At 68.2% G+C, this 18,010-nt stretch carries 13 protein-coding genes and 2 pseudogenes; 5 read left to right on the plus strand and 10 right to left on the minus strand.

Going from position 1 to position 18,010, the window contains the following annotated elements; genetic code table 11:
• The first annotated feature begins 212 nt into the window (after positions 1–212).
• Positions 213–1,092, plus strand: a pseudogene (locus OIE74_RS08370) (IS5 family transposase).
• Between the two features lie 504 nt (positions 1,093–1,596).
• On the opposite strand, the gene OIE74_RS08375 reads toward OIE74_RS08370, so the two are convergent.
• The 5 genes from OIE74_RS08375 to OIE74_RS08395 all read right to left on the minus strand — a co-directional run bounded on the left by OIE74_RS08375 (position 1,597) and on the right by OIE74_RS08395 (position 7,835).
• Positions 1,597–3,567 (minus strand): twin-arginine translocation signal domain-containing protein, encoded by a 1,971-nt coding sequence (locus OIE74_RS08375; RefSeq protein WP_329380206.1) that lies wholly within the window; start codon positions 3,565–3,567, stop codon positions 1,597–1,599.
• Between the two features lie 82 nt (positions 3,568–3,649).
• Entirely contained in the window at positions 3,650–4,471 is an 822-nt protein-coding gene (locus OIE74_RS08380; protein ID WP_329380209.1) for a carbohydrate ABC transporter permease, read from the minus strand.
• Between the two features lie 31 nt (positions 4,472–4,502).
• Entirely contained in the window at positions 4,503–5,393 is an 891-nt protein-coding gene (locus tag OIE74_RS08385) for a carbohydrate ABC transporter permease (RefSeq protein ID WP_329380211.1), read from the minus strand.
• A gap of 44 nt (positions 5,394–5,437) precedes the next feature.
• Positions 5,438–6,727, minus strand: coding sequence for an ABC transporter substrate-binding protein (locus OIE74_RS08390; RefSeq protein WP_329380213.1), 1,290 nt, complete (start codon positions 6,725–6,727; stop codon positions 5,438–5,440).
• A gap of 73 nt (positions 6,728–6,800) precedes the next feature.
• A complete protein-coding gene (locus OIE74_RS08395; RefSeq protein WP_329380215.1) occupies positions 6,801–7,835 on the minus strand; it encodes a LacI family DNA-binding transcriptional regulator in 1,035 nt (344 codons plus the stop codon).
• 123 nt (positions 7,836–7,958) lie between these two features.
• Between OIE74_RS08395 and OIE74_RS08400 the strand changes: the two genes are divergently transcribed.
• Positions 7,959–9,569: an FAD-dependent oxidoreductase gene (locus tag OIE74_RS08400; protein WP_329380218.1), complete on the plus strand. Its 1,611-nt coding sequence runs from the start codon at positions 7,959–7,961 to the stop codon at positions 9,567–9,569.
• Positions 9,570–9,582: 13 nt separating this feature from the next.
• On the opposite strand, the gene OIE74_RS08405 is transcribed toward OIE74_RS08400, so the two are convergent.
• The 4 genes from OIE74_RS08405 to OIE74_RS08420 form a co-directional block, all read right to left on the minus strand.
• Complete coding sequence (locus OIE74_RS08405) at positions 9,583–10,620, minus strand: LacI family DNA-binding transcriptional regulator (protein WP_329380221.1); 1,038 nt, start codon at positions 10,618–10,620, stop codon at positions 9,583–9,585.
• An 18-nt stretch (positions 10,621–10,638) separates the two neighbouring features.
• The gene (locus tag OIE74_RS08410; RefSeq protein WP_329380224.1) at positions 10,639–13,191 is read right to left on the minus strand and encodes a glycoside hydrolase family 2 protein; all 2,553 of its coding nucleotides are present in this window, start codon (positions 13,189–13,191) and stop codon (positions 10,639–10,641) included.
• 331 nt (positions 13,192–13,522) lie between these two features.
• Positions 13,523–13,717 (minus strand): hypothetical protein, encoded by a 195-nt coding sequence (locus OIE74_RS08415; protein ID WP_329380227.1) that lies wholly within the window; start codon positions 13,715–13,717, stop codon positions 13,523–13,525.
• Positions 13,718–14,052: 335 nt separating this feature from the next.
• Positions 14,053–14,748, minus strand: coding sequence for a DUF2238 domain-containing protein (locus OIE74_RS08420; protein WP_329380230.1), 696 nt, complete (start codon positions 14,746–14,748; stop codon positions 14,053–14,055).
• 373 nt (positions 14,749–15,121) lie between these two features.
• Here OIE74_RS08420 and OIE74_RS08425 point away from each other — a divergent pair, with 373 nt between their 5' ends.
• The 3 genes and pseudogenes from OIE74_RS08425 to OIE74_RS08435 all read left to right on the plus strand — a co-directional run bounded on the left by OIE74_RS08425 (position 15,122) and on the right by OIE74_RS08435 (position 16,112).
• Positions 15,122–15,466: a hypothetical protein gene (locus tag OIE74_RS08425; protein WP_329380234.1), complete on the plus strand. Its 345-nt coding sequence runs from the start codon at positions 15,122–15,124 to the stop codon at positions 15,464–15,466.
• Positions 15,424–15,756, plus strand: a pseudogene (locus tag OIE74_RS08430) (IS30 family transposase); the annotation flags it as partial. The gene OIE74_RS08425 and the pseudogene OIE74_RS08430, both read left to right, overlap by 43 nt.
• A 182-nt stretch (positions 15,757–15,938) precedes the next feature.
• Entirely contained in the window at positions 15,939–16,112 is a 174-nt protein-coding gene (locus tag OIE74_RS08435; RefSeq protein WP_329380237.1) for a DUF6188 family protein, read from the plus strand.
• A gap of 235 nt (positions 16,113–16,347) precedes the next feature.
• Here OIE74_RS08435 and OIE74_RS08440 read toward each other — a convergent pair whose 3' ends face one another.
• Positions 16,348–17,865, minus strand: coding sequence for a 3' terminal RNA ribose 2'-O-methyltransferase Hen1 (locus OIE74_RS08440; protein WP_329380240.1), 1,518 nt, complete (start codon positions 17,863–17,865; stop codon positions 16,348–16,350).
• Between the last annotated feature and the right edge of the window lie 145 nt (positions 17,866–18,010).

Below are 18,010 nucleotides of genomic sequence, written 5' to 3' on the forward strand. Positions count from 1 at the left end.
GCTGAAGCTGCGCAGCACTGCAGATGCTGTTTCGTTCTCGTACCAGCGAGTGACCAACTGCGTGAGCCTTCCGAGGCCGCGGCCGAGGAGATCTCGGGCCTGCTGCAGCGCCAGGCCGAGGTGCCGGACGTGCGGGATCCGCGTGGCGTGCGGCATGCGCTGGTCGTCCTGCTAGGCCGTTTCGTTCGGATCATCTGATCGTTGGTCCGGGTGTGCCGTTGACCGACGCGCAGTGGGCGCGGATTGAGCCGTTGCTGCCGGACCGGACGCCCCGGCGGGGTGGCCGGTGGCGGAATCACCGTGAGGTGATCGATGCGATCGCGTGGAAGTTCCGGACCGGATCGCAGTGGGTGCACCTGCCGGAGAAGTACGGCAACTGGCGGGGGGCTACAACCGGTTGAGGATGTGGGCCGTCGACGGCACCTGGGAGCGGGTCTTCACCGCGCTGATGGCCCAGGCCGACGCCGATGAGGACCTGAACTGGGCGGTCTCGGTGGACTCCGCGATCGTGCGCGCACATCAGCACGCGGCCGGGGCCCGTGAAAAGGGGCCCCGGCCGGCGAGCCGCACGATCATGCCATCGGCCGGTCCCGCGGCGGGCTGACCACGAAGGGCCACCTCGCGGCCGACGACCGGTGCAGGCCCTGGCCTTCGTGCTGACCGCCCGGCAGGCGGGCGACGCGCCCGCCTTCACCCACGTGATGGCCCGCCTGCGCGTTCCCCGACCACGGGGACGGCCCCGCACCCGGCCCGATGTGGTCCTGGCCCACAAGGCGTACTCCTCCCGCGCGATCCGCGAGCACCTGCGCAAACGCGGAATCCGGGCAGTCATCCCTATCCCGGCCGATCAACGGGGCCACCGACTGCGCCGGGGCAAGCCAGGGCGGCAGACCACCCGCGTTCGACCGCAACGCATACAAACAGCGAAACACCGTCCAGCGCTGCATCAACAAGCTGAAGCAATGGCGCGGCATCGCCATCCGCTACGACACGACCGCACATTCTTCCCACCGCGCCCCCACTGCTGCCCGTGGCCGAGGACAGCGATCACCACGAAGCCAGCGAGACGCACGCAAGACAGATAACGAATGAGGCTACAGAGGCCATGCAGGAATCAATTATTACTCTCACCCGTACGGCAGGAACGGAGACAGCGGCCTCGCACCCCGCCGCCCAGGTCGGGCTGCCCGCCGACGAACCGTCCGCATCTGTTCTGGTCGCCACGCCGCACGAACTGCTGTTGCTCCTTGAGCGCGCCGGGCTGAACACCGGACAGATTGGCGAGCCGTACGGGGCCCAGGAGACGGCCGTCATAAGGCAGTTGCGCGGCCTCGATGTGAAGCCCCGGCAGGGACCGGCTCCTGAGGGGCCCCGGGTTGTCTTGGTAGGCGCCCAGGCCGAACGAGGCCAGGTCGTTGACCGCCCCGACCGCGTACTGGTCACAACCGCTCACAGCCCTGGCCGGCACTCACCCCCGGCTCGATCTCGCCAGGGCGGTGCATCGTCGGGCATTCCGCAGCATGCTGGTCGAGAAGCCGCCGAGCGGGTTCGTGCCGGCGCCGGAGAGCTGACCAGCGCCGACGCGGACTGCTCGACTCAGCTCACCGGCTCGACACGGAGATCCACGGAGAGGGTCCCGGAAAAGCTGATGGTGAGGATGCGATGAGTGCGATTGCCCAGGTATGACCGGTCCATCGGAGCATACTTCGCTTCACGGCCCACTCCCCAGTCGATGATGAACCTCATGCTTCCGCGGGTGACGGTGAGCCCTCGGGTGACGGTGATCGTCTCCTGTCCGTAGGGCGCCGGCGTGCCGTTCGCGAAGGCCACTTGATCTCCGGTGCCGATGATGAGAGGGATGCGTTCGCGGGAGGCTCCCGGTGTGGTGAGCACACGCCTGATTCCATCAGCGCGATGCGTCACGTCCGTTCTCACAGCGCCGTCCGCGGTCACGTACCTCGTGGTGAACACGCCCGCGTATCCGGTCAGCGCGTCCGCCGGGATGACGGCACCGGACGCCGTCGACCCGGCATGGTGCGTCGCGCTCACCGGGCCACGTGAGGAGGCGGTGCCGACGGTGTCGGCCACGGTCGTCCAGTCATCCGGACCTGTGCTGTTGACTGTGAGGGCGAGCATGCCCGCGACGGGGTGCCAGAAGGCGTTCGTCCCCATCCGCTGGAGCGAGTTCTGCCGCACGCCGTAGAGACCGGCGGTGTAGTAGCCGGGACGGCGGACGAACACGTACTGCTGGTTGAGGGTGCCCTTGCGGAGTTCGGTGAACGTGGACTCGCGCAGATAGCGCAATGCGGCGACCTGTGCGTCGCGCTGGGCTCCAGGGATCCCGAGCGGGGCCTGCGGGACGTGCATGTGCAGCCGCGGCGACGAGTCCTGTTTCTGCCGAGGCGAGACCGGCGCCGTGGAGTCCCTCCAGGCGTTGCGCGCTTGCGTCTTCTCCTCCGAGCTGGCGAAGAACGCGCCCAGGGCAGGCACGTGGGGCACCAGGGTCCGCGCGAGCGCGCTGCGGTCCACGTCGTCCACCGGGGTGGTGACGAACGTCGCGACGATGTTGCGCGCGCTCGTCCCGGAGAGGATGAAGCCCTCCTTGCGGCCGGGTTCCATGACGACGATGTACCCCCACCAGGCGGCGAACCGCTCGGCCAGCTGGATGATGGCCGGGTCCGGCAGCCGCTTGTACAGCGCGCCGAGATCAGGGAGCATCACGTCGAAGTTGTACCCGGCGTCCGGTGCGACGGGCTCGTGGAAGAACCCGGCGGGCGCCTGTCCGTCCTTGAGGATGATCTGCAGCCGGTTCGGGACGGAGGCGCTGACGGCCGGTTCGCCGAGGACGTGTGCCGCTTCGACGACGCCGGAGAGCCCCGCGACGACCTGGTTGGCGAACTGGACCGGGCGGTTCCAGTGCGGACGGGAGGTGTCGACGAGCCACGCGGAGCTGTCGCGGATGGCGTCGCGGATCTGCAGTCGGCGGTCGTAGAGCTCACCGGCCGCGCGGAGGTCCCGGAGGACGGCGGCGAGCGCGACGGTGCCGAACCCGGTCGGGGAGAGGTGGTGCTCGGTCGGCGAGTACTCCGGGTACGACCCGTCGGCGTGCTGCAGGGAGAGGTAGTAGCCGAGGGCGGCGTCCAGGCGCGCGAGGAGCGCGGGGTCGCGGTAGTACGGGTTCCACGGCCGATCGTTGGCATAGAACCACGAGAGGGTGGCGACGTGCTCCATGATCCGGGAGTTGTACGGCTCGTTGGGCGTGCGCCACCAGCCGTCCTCCATCCACCCGTAGTTCGGCGCGACGTCCCGGACGCTGTTGGCGAGCGGAGCGACGATCATCAGGTACGCGGCCAGTACCTGCTCGTTGGGCGCGAACTGGGTCCGCACCGGCTGCCCGGCCGGGAGCGGGGCGACGAGTGGCAGCACGGTGCCGTCCGATGTCGCCAGCGCGGGCGCCGCTCCCGCATTCCCTATCCCGATCACCGCCGCGGTGGTGCCGACGCCGACCAGGAAGTTACGTCGGCTGAGCGCCGGCAGCATCGGTGGGCGTGTCTGATCCTCATGCATCGTCTCGACTCCTTCGTCTCTCGACCGGGGCGATGAGGTCAGCGGCGGCGTCCGGTCCGCGTCGTCGCTGTGGTGGGTCAGCTCATCCCTTGAGCCCCGTCTGGGCGAGGCCCTGGACGAACTGCTTCTGTGCGATGAGGAACACCACGAGGATCGGGACGACGGTCAGCGACGCGGCGCCGAGCTGCGTGTTCCACATCTGCTCGCCGTAGAAGTCCTGATAGCGCGTGATCGCGAGCCCGAGCGTGAAGTTCTCGGGGGTCCGCAGGAAGATGAGCGCCTCGAAGTACATGTTGAACGAGCGCAGGAACGCCATGATCCCGACCGCCGCGATCGCCGGCGTCGCCAGCGGGAGGGCTATCCGGAAGAACACCCCGGCACGTGACACGCCGTCCAGCCGTGCGGCCTCCTCGTATTCCTTCGGGAAGCTGAGGAAGTGCTGCCGGAAGATGAACACGGAGACGACCGCCGTGGGCCCGAAGATCGGCAGGATGATGAGCGGCCAGTGCGTGTTGGTGAGACCCATCGCCTTGACCGCCGTGAAGATCGGGATGATCGTCACCTCGGTCGGCACCATCATCGTGGCGAGCATGAGCGTGAACGCCGCGTTGCGCAAAGGGAAGCGGATGCGGGCGAAGGCGTAGCCCGCCATCGCCGACAGCAGGATCGATGCCGCGGTGACGACCACCGCGATGTACATCGAGTTGCCGTACTGCCGCAGGAACGGCTGCGCGGTGAACACCTGCGCGAATCCGTCCAGCGTCCACTCCCTGGGCAGCAGGGTGGGGGGCTGGAGGAAGATCTCGTTCGCCGGCTTGAACGACGAGAAGAACATCCACAGCGTCGGATAGAGGAACGGGATGGATGCGACCACGAGCAGCACGTACAGCGTGACGGTCGTCACCCGCGAGCGGCTGCGTGCCGCCCTCGATGCATCAGACCTCATCGTGTACCCACTTCCGGCGGGAGGTCCACTGCAGCATCGTCAGTGCCAGGATGATGGCGAACAGCACGACGCCGATTGCGCTGGCGTATCCGAACTGCTGGCTGACGAAGGCCGTGCGGTAGAGGAAGAACGGCAGGACGTTCGTCGCATTGCCCGGCCCGCCGTCGGTGAGCAGCTGCACGGGAGCGAACACCTCGAGCGAGCCGATGGTGGTGAGGATCCCGGTGAGGAGGATCGTCGGCGCGATCATCGGGACCGTGATTGACCAGAACGATCTCCACGGCGACGCGCCGTCCAGCTGCGCAGCCTCCCGGATCTCCTCCGGGACGCTCTGGAGAGCAGCGAGGAAGAGCACCATGTTCATGCCGACGCCCTTGAACACCTGCACGACGACGAGGGAGATGAGCGCGGTCGAGGAGTCGGCGAGCCAGCTGGTTCCGTCGATGCCGACAAGCTGGAGTGCGCCGTTGAGGCCTCCGTTGGGGGCGAGGAGGAAGCCCCACGTCACGGACCAGGCGACGACGGACACCACGACGGGTGAGAAGAAGATCGTGCGGAACGCAGTGATGCCCTTCATCCGCCGGTTGAGGAGGACGGCGAGGCTGATGGCGACCACGAGGTTCAGCACGAGGACGCCCACGCTGAAGAGCAGACTCGCGATGACCGACGCGGAGAAGGTCGGATCAGCGAAGAGGCGGGAGTAGTTGTCGAGTCCGGTGAACTCCATCTCGCCGGTGAGCGGCCGCCACTCGTTGAAGCTGTACCAGATGACGAAGAGGAAGGGGACGACACCGAGGATGATGACGCCGAGGACCTGGGGCGCGACGAAGGCCACGCCGAGCCAGCGGTCCCCGTCAGGACGGGGGCGCCGGCTCTCCATGACTTTTCGGTCGTTCGCTGCGGAGGTGCGTGCGGTCACTGGGGTCAGCCCTTGAGCGTCGGCGAGATCTGCTCGCATATGCCGGTGACGGCGGTCTTCACGTCGCCTCCCGACCACACCGAGTCGAGGCCTGCGCGGACCTTGTCGGAGAACTGTGAGAGCACCGGGTGCTGCGGCTTCACCGAGGCCTCGGGGACCACGTCGATAATCGCCGACTGGATCGCCTCGGGCGAGAGCTTCGGCGCGGCCTGGGAGAGCGTCTTCACATTGAGGAGCGACTTACGGGGCGGCGGGAAGAACTGCGCGAGGAGCTCGGCGTTCGTGGGGTTCGTCAGGTGGGCGAGGAATCCGGCCGCCTGCTCCTTGTGGCCGCTGCGTTCAAGCACGCTCATTCCCCCCTGTCCGACGATGGGGTGGTAGCCCTTCGGCCCTGCCGGGAGGGGGAGGAACGACCACTCGAAGCTGTCGTCGAGGCTCCCCGACTGACTGAGCTGCGCGACGCTGAAGGCCACGTCGCCGCTCGCGAACGCCGCGGGCTCCGCCTTCGCCGAGACGGGGGGGATGGCGCCGCGGCTCATCTGCTTCTGGTACCAGGTGAGGTAGTCGATCATCTCCGGCGACGCGAACTCGCACGTCGCGCCGTCCTCGGACCACGGGGCGGCACCCCATGCGTTGCCGAGCATGGTCACCGCGCTCCAGTTCGTGGTGTTGAACGTGGGGACGTTCAACCCCACGGCCTTTGTCTTGCTGTTCGTCGCCGCTGCGATGTCGGCGATCGTCTGCCACGTGTAGTCCGGGGTCCCGACCAGTGATGCCACATCGGGCTGGCCGGCGGTCGCCAGGAGGTCTTCGTTGACGTAGAGCGCGAACGGCGAATTGGAGAACGGATACCCGTAGAGGCCGTCGTTGTCGTCCCGCCACGGAGCGAGCGCGGCGGGGAGGATGTCGTCGAGGTCGTAGCCGTCGGCGCCTTCCAGCGTGTCGCGGACATCGTGCAGGACGCCCGCGTCGACGAACTCGGGGCCGCTCGCCTCGGGTATCCAGGCCAGGTCGGGAACGTCGCCACCGGCTAGCTGCGTCGTCAGCCCGGCGATGTAGTCCGGGTTCGTGACGGGCTCGAACGTGATCGACGCGACCTCGTCACCGTGCTTGGCGGCATAGCTGTCGCCGATCTTCTGCAGCAATGCCAGGTGATCTTTATTGGATGACCAGAGCGCCATCTTCAGGTCGGCCGGACCTGACGCGCTGGTGTCGCCGCCGCTGCATGCGCTGAGGAACAGGGCCAGAACTCCGCTGAGCGCGATGGCGGCTCTTCGGGATCGGGTAGCTCGCATGAAGTACTCCCTCGTACTCATTCCGCGCCTCGTAGCGCTCCGCAGGAAAGTAAAGTACTAGCTACCGAGAAAATCAAGGCATATTTTCGGTAACTTGCGGAGCTGCTGTCGAGTCCCGCACGATGAGCTCTGTCGCGAGATCGGTGTGGTACACGGGAGGCGCTCCGCCGAGCAGCAGCTTGTGCGCGACGTCCACCGCGTACGACCCCATTGCCTCCGACGGCTGCCTGACGGTCGTCAGCTGCGGCGCCGTCATCCGCGCGACGGGTTGATCGTCGAACCCTGTGACACTGAGGTCGCGCGGGACGGACATGCCGGCACGTCGCGCGGCTTCCAGGACCCCGGCCGCCTGGGCGTCACTCGCCGCGAAGATCGCCGTGACGCGGTCCGGCCGGCCCAAGAGCAACTCCGCGGCCCGCAGTCCCGATTCGTATGTGAAGTCGCCCTCCTCGACGATGTCGGCGCCGGGCTGGATCCCCGCAGAGGCGAGCGCGGCCAGGTGCCCGTGCTTGCGCGCGATCGACGCCTGCGTGTCGGACACGCCGCTGAGGAAACCGATGCGCGTGTGCCCGAGCGACAGCAGATGCTGTGTGGCCGCCATGCCGCCTGCGAAGTTTGTCGCGCCAACGGAATACGAGTCGTTGTCCGGCAACCGGTAGGTGTCGACCTCGACGAGCGGGACTGAGTTCTTCGCGAGCTTCGCCCGCTCCTCCGTCCTCAGACGGGATTTCAGCGCGATCACGGCTACCGGCCCGTTCCGCTTCGTCCGCTCGATCCACCCCGCGGCGGGCACTCCGTCGGGAAGGTCGAGAAGGACGAGCTCAAGCCCGGCCTCGTGGGCCGCGCGCATGACGCCGCGAAGGATCTCCACGGTAATTGGCGACGACATGCTTGAGCTCGAGAGCACGACCACCACCGTCGCCAGATCACGCCGGGAGCGCTGCTTCGGCGACAGGTACTGCTTGTCGCGCAACACGGACTCCACCCGCACACGGGTGTCGGCGGCGACGTCCGGCGCCCCGTTCACGACCTTCGAGACGGTGGAGATCGAGACACCCGCCTCGCCCGCCACCTCGGCAAGCGACGGCCGACGCTCCTTCTCGCGCATGGGTATCCCTTCGATCACTTTGAGTTCTGGAAGTCTACGGCGAACGACGTCACCTTGAGAGATTTTACTTACGTATGATCGAGAAACTTACCTAGAGTTTTCGGGAAAGAAAGGTGTTCTCCCGTGACACGACAGCAAGCTGACCTTCTCATCATCGGTGGTGGCGTCGGCGGCGTCTCCGCCGCCCTCGCGGCATTGCGCCGCGGCAGATCGGTGATCATGACCGAGCAGACGCCGTGGCTGGGAGGACAGTTGACGGCTCAACTGGTGCCCAGCGACGAGCACCGACGCATCGAGACAACCGGCCGCAACCGCAGCTACGCCCAGTTCCGCGAGCTCGTCCGCGAGCACTACCGGACTTACTATCCGCTCACCGCAGCCGCGAGAACCGACCAGCACCTTAACCCCGGCGCGGCGTGGGTCAGTCCGCTCAGCGTCGAGCCGAAGGTCATCCTCGCGGTGATCCACAGCATGCTGCGCCCGTACGAAGCGTCCGGACGACTCACGCTCATGCTCAAGACGTCGCCCGTCGCTGTCCACACCGACGGTGACCGCGTCACCGCGGTGACGGTACGCGATCGCGCGGGAGATGTGTGCGACCTCTCCGCGCCGTTCGTGCTGGACGCGACCGAGCTCGGTGACCTCCTGGAACTCGGCGGAGTCGAGTTCGTCACCGGCCGCGAGGCCCGCGGCGAGACCGGCGAGCCAGGCGCACCGGAGACCGGCGATCCCCTCGACATGCAGAGCGTCACCTGGTGCTTCGCGGTCGAGCACCTCGCCGGCCAGGACCACACCATCGACCGACCCGACGACTACGGCTTCTTCCGCGAGTGGCGACCGCCGCAGCTCGACGGCGAGAAGATACTCGGGTTCCGCCGTGCCGCCCACGACGGATCGATCGCCAGGCAGTACACGCTGCGCGTGAACGACGACGACGACCCGTTCGCCATCGACGTGGACCACCGCAACATGGGCGAAGCCCCCGAGCTGTGGAACTACCGCCGCGTCGCAGCGCGGCGCCAGTTCGAGGACGGCGCGTACGAGAGTGACATCGTCATCGTGAACTGGCCGATGAACGACTACGCCGGCGGTACGGTGTTCGGCAGCGACGACGCGGCGGTCCACTGGGATCGGTCGAAGGCGCTGAGTCGGTCGCTGCTCTACTGGCTACAGACGGAGGCTCCGCGACCCGACGGCGGCGTCGGCTGGCCCGGACTGCGCCTCGCGCCGCGCGTCACGGGGACGTCGGACGGTTTCGCCATGATGCCGTACTTCCGGGAGTCACGCCGCATTCGAGCGGAGCGGACGATCCTCGAGCAGGACTTCGACCGGGACCTCCGCGACGGCCGGGGCGCCGAGCGCTATCCGGACACCGTGGGCGTCGGTCACTACTACTGGATCGACCGGCACGCCACGACCGGTGGCAGCGCGGGCGGCGGCGGCCTGCCGGAGCCGTTCGAGATCCCGCTCGGCGCTCTCCTGCCGCAGCGTGTACGGAACCTTCTCCCCGCCGCGAAGAACATCGGCACCACGCACATCTCCAACGGCAGCTACCGACTGCAGCCCGTCGAGTGGTCCATCGGCGAGGCCGCGGGAGCCCTCGCCTCATACTGCCTCGACCACGGCCTCGAGCCGTCCGCAGTGCGCTCCGATGCGCACCGGCTCGGCGATTTCCAGCGCGACCTCGAACGCGGAGGTGTGCAGCTGCGCTGGGATCCCGCGCTCCGCTGGTAGACCGCCGCGAAGGTCAGGCCTCGTCCGGCGCACGACCGGTCGAGGCTCTGACCTGCAGCGTTGGGGTCGCGTCCTGATGAGTGGACGGGTCCGCGCCGTCGATGACGTCGAGAAGTCGGCGCGCGGCATGGGCCCCGAGGGCGACGACATCGTGGCCGAGCGCGGTCAGCCCCGGCGTAACGAGGCGGCAGAGCAGCGAGTCGTCCCACGCGATAATGGAGACGTCGCTGGGGACCGAGAGACCCAGTTCGTGTGCGGTGGTCAGCGCTACGACCGCCATGACGTCGTTGTCGAACAACAGACCCGTCGGCGCCCGGGGCGACGACAGCACGGTGTGCGCGGCTGCCGCACCGGAATCCTGTGAGAGATCGGTGCGCACTATGTCGTGTTCGAGGCCCGCGGCGCGAGCGGCGCGCTCGAACGCCTCGTCGCGGATGGCCGCGTACACATAGCGGCGGGGGGCCGCAACACGGGTGATGCGTCGATGGCCGAGGGCCGCGAGATGCTCGACTGCCTGCTGCATCGCCTCGGCGTCGTTCGTCCACACCGTCGTCAGTCCGGCGGCGACCCTCGGGTCGCCGACGACGACCGCGGGGATGCCACCCTCCGACACGACGGAGATCCGCGGATCATCCGGGATCAGATCGGTGAGCAGGACGCCGTCGACACGACGCGACATGTGCCATCGCCGGATCGCCTCGGCCTCGGCGTCCGCGTCGGGCGCGAGCTCGAGCAGGAGCCCCATCGAGCGAGACGCGAGCGTCGCCTCCACGCCGGCGATGAACTGCATGTAGAACGGCTCGACGGAGAGATCACGAGGGTCCTTGCTGAGCACCAGACCGATCGTGTCCGCGCCTGCACCCGCCAGCGTGCGGGCGGCGCTCGCTGGCGACCAGCCGAGCCGGGCCGCCACCTCGAGAACCCGTTCGCGCGTGGCCGAAGACACACCGGACCGGCCGTTCAGAGCATAGGAGACGCTCGCGGTCGACGTCTGTGCCTCCCGCGCGACGTCCGCGATGGTGACCCGCCGGGTCTGCGGAGCGCTCGTCATCACCGATGCCAGCTCCCGTCAGTCGGAGTGGATGGTATCGCTCAGCGAGGCAACGACGAACGCAGCCTGTGGCGAGGCGGCATCGAGCGGCTCCGGCGCGCGGACACGGAAGATCTCCGTCTCCCCCGGCAGCACGGTGGTGAAGCCACGGTCGACCGTCGCCTCGGGATGGATCCGGTCCGGCTGGACGAGCACATCGCGCGCGAGGTGATGCGAGCGGACACCGATGTCCAGCCCACCGGTGACGGCGGTGACCGTGACCTCCAGCGGTGTTCCGTTGAGCCGTGCATCCCTCGGCGAAGCGAAGTGCCAGACGGCCCGCTCGTCGTCGACCGTCGCGATGATGAACTCGGAGCCTGGATCCGACGACTCGGCGACAGCCGACGGCAGCGTGAGGCGGGTCACCGAACGCGGAGGAACCGAGAGCGAGTGCGATCGCTCCGCGGCGGGCACGCCGTCGAGGCGCCGCCGAGCGAGGTGCGCCATCGTGTCCCACGCCTCGTCGTCGTCGTTGATGACGCAGAGCTCCAGTGCGCCGTCACACGGCTCGATGGTCACGACCCGCGGCGCGTAGATGTCGCGCAGGGCGAAGTAGAGCGGCTTGCAGCGGCCGGCGCTGTCGATCGCCGACCACGACGTGACAGGCCAGAGGTCGTTGAGCTGCCACACGATAGTGCCCGTGGTCCGCGGCCAGCTCGCGCGCCAGTGCAGCACGCCGGTGCGGACCGCCTCGACCTGCATCCACTGCGTCTGCAGGTGCCACCGGTCGAAGTCCTCCGTCGGCGGGAGGTGCCGGGCGAGGTTGCGCGCAAGCTTCGCGTGTCCGTCAATGGCCTTCTGATGGTGGCGCACGTTCTCGGCATCGATGCGCAGCTCCCGGTCAGTGATCGCATCTCGGAGTGTTCGCCAAGCCGCTGCGCCCTGCCAGCCGAACTCGGACACGAAGCGCGGAGAGCTGTCCCGGTAGACCGCGTAGTCATCCGCGTTCCAGGCGTCCCAGGAATGGAACGTCTGGTGGTCGGTGTCGTTCGGGTCGTGCGCCCAGCTGCCCGACCAAGGGCTCCCCTCCGTGTAAGGACGGGTGGGGTCGAGCTCGCGAACGAGGTCCGGGAGCCACTCGAGGTAGTACCGCTCGCCCCAGGTGAGCTCACCTCCTGGCTGCGCCGCCCAGTCCTTGTCGAGGCGCATCCAGAGGTTCTCGTTGTTCCCGTTCCAGATGGCAAGGCTGGGATGAGAGCTGAGCCGCACGATGTTCTCGCGGGCCTCGGCGAGCATCTCGGAGCGGATCGGCTCCTCCTCGGGGTAGGCGGCGCACGCGAAGAGAAAGTCCTGCCACACGAGCAGGCCGAGCTCGTCGCACGCTTTGTAGAACGCGTCGCTCTCGTAGACCCCTCCGCCCCATACGCGGACGAGGTTCACGTTCGCGTCAGCGGCCTGTTCCAGACGGGTCCGGACGCGGTCGGCGGTGACCGCCCCGGGGAAGACACTCTCTGGGATCCAATTCACGCCCTTGACGAACAGAGGGCGCTCGTTCACCGTGACCACGAACGGGGTGCCGTGAGCGTCGGGTGCCCGGTCGATGGCGACAGTCCGGAAGCCGACCCGTGTGTGGTACTCGTCGAGCTGCTCCTTCCCGGACCAGAGCGAGACATCGACCGGATACAGGTGTGGTTCGCCAAGTCCTCGCGGGTACCACCGTCGTACGTCGGGAACGGCGACGACGACGGTCGCGGAGTCCTCGCCGGGCTGGACCTCGGCGTGGACAGCCTGCCCGGCGATCTCGACCTCCAGGTGGAACGGGAGTGTTGCCCCCGAGCCGGTTCGCTCGAGGTCGATGTGGGCGGTGAGGATGCCGGTGTCCTCGAACAAGTCGACCAGGGGACGGACCCCGGCGATCCGCGCAGTGCTCCACGTCTCCACCTTGACGTCGCGCCACAATCCGCAACCTGGGAGGGTCGGTCCCCAGTCCCAGCCAAAGCTGCTCGCCATCTTCCGGATGAACGCGAAGGGCTGTGGATAGGCGCTGGGCCGGCCTCCGAGCGAGCGCTCCCATCGCTCCGCCTCCGTGTACGCGGACGTGAATCGGACATCGACGGCATTCGTCTCGGCCGCGACCGCCGTGATGTCGAACCGGGAGGAACGATGCATGTTCCGGGTGCTTCCGACCGTCCGCCCGTTGACTGCGACGGATGCGACGGTGTCGACACCGTCGAGGACGAGGTCGATCCGCTCTGCGCCAACGGCGGCGGCGAACGTGCGGCTGAGTCCCCAGTCGCATCTCGACACCCACGAGACTTCGTCCTCGTTCTGGTCAACGAAGGGGTCGGGGATGAGGTCCGCTGCCAGCAGGTCGAGGTGGATCGCTCCTGGAACCTGCGCATCGATGACCTGGCCGATGAGCGGGATGGCCGATTCTGGCACCGAAGTCTGGCCGTCCGCAACGACTGTCCATGTCCAACGTCCTGCCAGGTCCAACGTCGTGCGCATGCGGACTCCTCCTCGCCGAGCCAAGTGCGTTCCAGCGTAGCCTAAGCGCTTAAGTTCCACCGGGACGGGACCCGGCCGCTCCATGCGCTTATCTGCGTCTGTCCGTCGTTGTCATCCGGTGACACCGGATGCCGGCGCACGGAGGGGGCCAGTGATGTCGGCCCCAGCCATCGAACTCTTGCTCTTCACCTCGTAGTTCTGCGGAGCACGCCGCCGCGCGTTGCTCATCCCCGGCCTCGAACAACGAAGATGGCAGCGCGGGTACGGGACTCTACGGTCATGAAGCGTAGAGAAAGGCTTACGCCGCGTAGGGCTCCCTCTCAGGTCTCCGGCACCACGGTGATCTCGCTGCGTGCCTAACGAGCTCGTGCATGGTTGGCGGTGAGACGTCGAGGACTTCGGTGGGGCCTGGGTTTCACATCTGCTGAGCCGATGTCAGGTCCGCGGTCTGCTGGTGGGACAGCAGGCAGGCGATGGCCTGGACCGTGTCGCTCATGTGCTCGCGGCGGCCGACGTGGCGGGCCGGCGCCCGCCAGTTCTTGAGATGCGCGATGCCGTGCTCGACCCGGATACGGCGTGAGGAATGCGCCTTGCGCCGACGCTCATGCATCTGCTCGTACCAGTCCGGGGCGTTCTTCTTGAACTTGCGGTGCGGTGGCGCCTCTACACGTCCCCCGGTCTGCGCGCGAGCCCCTGGTAGCCGGCATCGGCGAGGATCTCGACCGCAGGCCCACCGGCCAGGAGCCCCACCAGCCCCGGAGTCCGGGTCACGGCCGAGCGGCACCCCGACCATGGAGGTCCCGGCGCCCGCGCCGAACGGCCACAGACCGCACACCTGCACGGAGGTACCTCGCCACTCAGGTGCGGGATCGACGTAGCCGACCATGCCGCCCGCCGAGCCGGGCCAGCCAGGGGCAGTGGCGCGGGGTGGACGGGATTGCCTGGTCATGCGTGCCATCTGAAGGAACGCGGCATCAGCCTGCCCCGCCCCAGACGGGAGAGGGCGCGGTCGTGGACGCGGCTCAGGAGCAGCAGGGCGCAGGTGGCGCCGATCAGGGCGCAGAACATGTCCCACTGGGTGTCCCAAACGTCTCCCTGCGTGCCCAGGAAAGCGTCCGCGGCCTCGCCTCCGGTGACCGCCGCGAACCATTCCAGCATCTCGAAGACGGCGCTGAAGGCGAGGCAGGCGCAGACGGTGAGCGGGGCGAGCCAGCGGCTGCCTCGCAACGGGGAGGTGCGGACGAGGAGTTCGCGTACCAGGATGGCCGGGACGAAGCCCTGCACGAGGTGGCCGAAGCGGTCGTAGGGGTTGCGGTCCCATCCGAGCCAGTCGCGCACCCAGTCCCCTGCGGGCACCTCCGCGTAGGTGTAGTGGCCGCCCACGATGAGGACCAGGGCGTGCGCCGCCAGCAGCCCGCACAGCAGACCGCTCAGCGGGAAGCGGTGGCGCAGCAGGATCGCCAGCGGCAGACCCGCCATCACCCACACCGTCTCCAGCACCCAGGTCGTCGGATCGGCCGCGCCGAACCTCGACACGACGAGCGCCGCGGTCACCGCGACGGCGAGGGCGGCCGGCAGACGGCGCCGGGGCGACAGCCTCGCGTCCAGCGTCGGGGCGGGGGCGGGGTGAGTGGCGGTCAAGACTGCTCCTCGTATTCGGGGCGGGCCCTCACTATCGGGCCCGCCCGCGACCGCCCTCATGAGTACGTGTACTCAGACCACCACGTCGCACCACCCGGTCGGGGTGAGTGAGGGCGGAAGGCAACCCGTGCGGGAGGCGGCGCGTCCTCTCCCACGACATCGGCGCGGGAGCGTTTCCGCCCGCGTTGGGAGGCCACGTACGAAAGGCGGCGCACACGATGCCGGACCCTTCCTTCTGGTTGGACGCGGCCGAGGGATTCGACGACTCGGACGAGGAGAGCAGCGTCCATGCACTCGACCGCAAGTTGTTCCAGAGGAGCAGCCCAAGCGGGAGGGGCTGAACCACGCGATCTCTCCCCACCTGGCAAGGGAGATGACGGCTGCCGCAGCGGCGGTGGGCGCTACATTCCTCGACCCCGAACCGAACTTCAAGGGCAAGGCGATCTGTGGTGACCGCAAGTCGGTCCACGCGGTCACCACCGAGGGCAAGTCCGAGGCGGACAATCCTGGGATCCCTCCGTCCATGGAGCCGTTCCACCCGAAGATCAGTGGTGCCACGCTCTATACCGATGCGCTGGAGCGCGCGTCGTCGCTTCGCGCCCCGGGAGCGGGCCGCAGTCTGGTTCAGGGCCGAGAGCGCTGCCACGGCAATCGCCGCCGTTGGGTACGCGCTACCGCGGCACCGAGCTGGTCCGCGACGCGCTGGTGGAGGCCGTGACGACCCTGCCGGCAGACCTCACACGGTCCGTCACCTGGGACCAGGGTAGCGAGATGGGACGGCATCACGAGTTCACCATCGCCACGGACGTCCCTGTCTACTTCTGCGACCCGGCCAGTCCCTGGCAGCGCGGCTCGAACGAGAACACGAACGGCCGGCTCCGGCAGTACTTCCCCAAGGGCACCGACCTGTCCGTCCACCCCCGCGAGCATCTGAACGCCGTCGCCGCCGAACTGACCAGCAGGCCCCGCAAGACGCTCGGCTGGGAAACGCCGGCCGAGCGCCTGTCTACACTGCTCAAGGCCCACTGGAGCCGGTCGTCGGCTTTCCGTCGACACACGGCAGAACCGCGGCAGGGGAGCGGTGAAAGCACCCGCGGAGCTGATCGGCACTCGTGTCACATGCACGGCCTTCGACCACCAGGTCCGAATCAGCTTCACCGATCAGGCCCCGGACGGCCGCATCCGCGTCGATGGTGAGCACCGAAACCGAGGTCACCGGGCAAGGCACCCTCTCGCTCGGCTTCGATGACGGCTCTCGGCTCAGCGTGGAGCCAGACCCCGACTACGAGTCGTGGAACCTCACCGGCTCGGGAATCGACCCCATCCTGGTAGGTCCAGGCGGCGAAACCGACTGGCAACACTGATCACCGCCGCAACCGACACCGATGCGGCCCTCAACCTGTGTTGCGACGACCGCTGGAATCCAGCAGCGGCCCGACATGATCTGTAGCTCGGTCAACTCGACCCACGCCGCCCAGTCTGGTTGAGGCGCACTGCCCGCGTCGCGCAGCGCGGCCTCGTTCCCAGAGCCCCTCGCGGAGCCGAGGCCACCTGATCCAGGAGGCTCTACTGGCCGTGAAATAGAGAGGCCCAACCGGTTCAGATCGGTTGGAGCTTCTTCACGCCGCTGGATACGTATGTACGCTTTTGAGATTGATCACCGAGAGTAAAAACAGCCAAAGACTGTCCCGATTCATTTGTCGGGGGCCCCACCTCGGGGTCTTCCGGTCCCACCGGTACGTAACGCACCGCGTACCCGTGGCGCGACGCCACCGTGTCCGCCCAGGCGCGGAACTCCTCGCGCGTCCACTCGAAGCGGTGGTCCCGGTGGCGGGTGTGCCCGGCGGGCAGGGTCTCCCAGCGGACGTTGTACTCGACGTTCGGCGTGGTCACGACGACGGTCGCGGGCCGGGCCGTACCGAACACCGCGTACTCCAGCGCGGGCAGCCTCGGCAGGTCCACGTGCTCGATCACCTCGCTGAGCACGGCGGCGTCGTAACCCTTGAGCCGCTTGTCCGTGTACGTGAGCGAGCCCTGCATCAGCGTGACGCGCTCGGCCTGGCGCTCGCTCATCCGCTCCACCTTGAGCCGGCGGGCGGCGACGGTGAGCGCGCGTACGGACACGTCGACGCCCACCACCTTGGTGAAGAGCGTGTCCTTCAACAGCGCGTGTACGAGCTGCCCCTGGCCGCAGCCGAGGTCGAGGACGCTGCCGGCGCCCGATTCGCGCAGGGCGGTGAGGATCGCGTCGCGGCGCTGCACGGCGAGCGAGACGGTCTTCTCGGTCTCCTCGTCCGGGGCCGGGTCCTCGACGGCGTTGTCGATCGCCTCGACGGTGAGGTCGTCGGCCTCGGCGAGGCGGACGAGTTCGAGCCGTTCGTTGGCCTCCCTGGTCAGACCCCAACGGCGGGACAGATAGCGGCTGGTGATGAGCTGCCGCTCCGGGTGATCGGCCAGCCAGCCGTCACCGGCCCGCAGCAGTTTGTCGACCTCGTCGGGGGCGACCCAGTAGTGCTTGGCGTCATCGAGCACGGGCAGGAGCACGTACAACTGCCGCAGGGCGTCGGCGAGTCGCAGCTCCCCCTCCAGTACGAGCTGTACGTAGCGCGAGTCACCCCAGGCGGGAAACGTCTCGTCCAACGCCACGGGCTTCACGTCGACCGTGGTCCACCCCAGCGGCCCGAAGAGACTGCCGACCAGCTCGGCACCGCCCCGCGCGGGCACGGCGGGCACCTCGATCCGCAGGGGCAGGGGCTCGGCGGCGCGCTCGGGCAGCGCTTTGCACACGCCGCGCAGGGCGCTCTTGAAGACGGTGCTCAGCGCGACGGCGAGCAGCGAAGACGCGGCGTACGGACGGTCGTTGACGTACTGCGCGAGAGCCGCGTCGGGCGCACCCCCGCGCCCCTTGCCCTTGCCCCGCCGGACGAGAGCCACCGGATCGACCTCCAGCAGCAACGCGGCCGTACACCGCTCGACGGACGCCTCGGGATAGAGGACATGCGCGATGCCGTGCGAGGTCGAGAACGTCTGCGCCTTGCCGGGATGCTTGTGCAGCAAAAACCCCAGGTCGGTGGCGGGACGTTCCGGGCTACCGGTAGTACTGATCGTTAGGAACACCCGACCGAGTATGTGTGTGAACGGGCGGGTGCCGGTAGCGATTTACCGCGGGCGTCGTCGCGCTCGGACTGGTACGGATTGGTCGATGATTGCCATCGATTTGCAGGCAAGGCAGCCCCACCCGCCTCCCAGGCGCAGAGGCAGG

The sequence above is a fragment of the Streptomyces sp. NBC_01716 genome, from assembly GCF_036248275.1.
Taxonomy (GTDB): domain Bacteria; phylum Actinomycetota; class Actinomycetes; order Streptomycetales; family Streptomycetaceae; genus Streptomyces.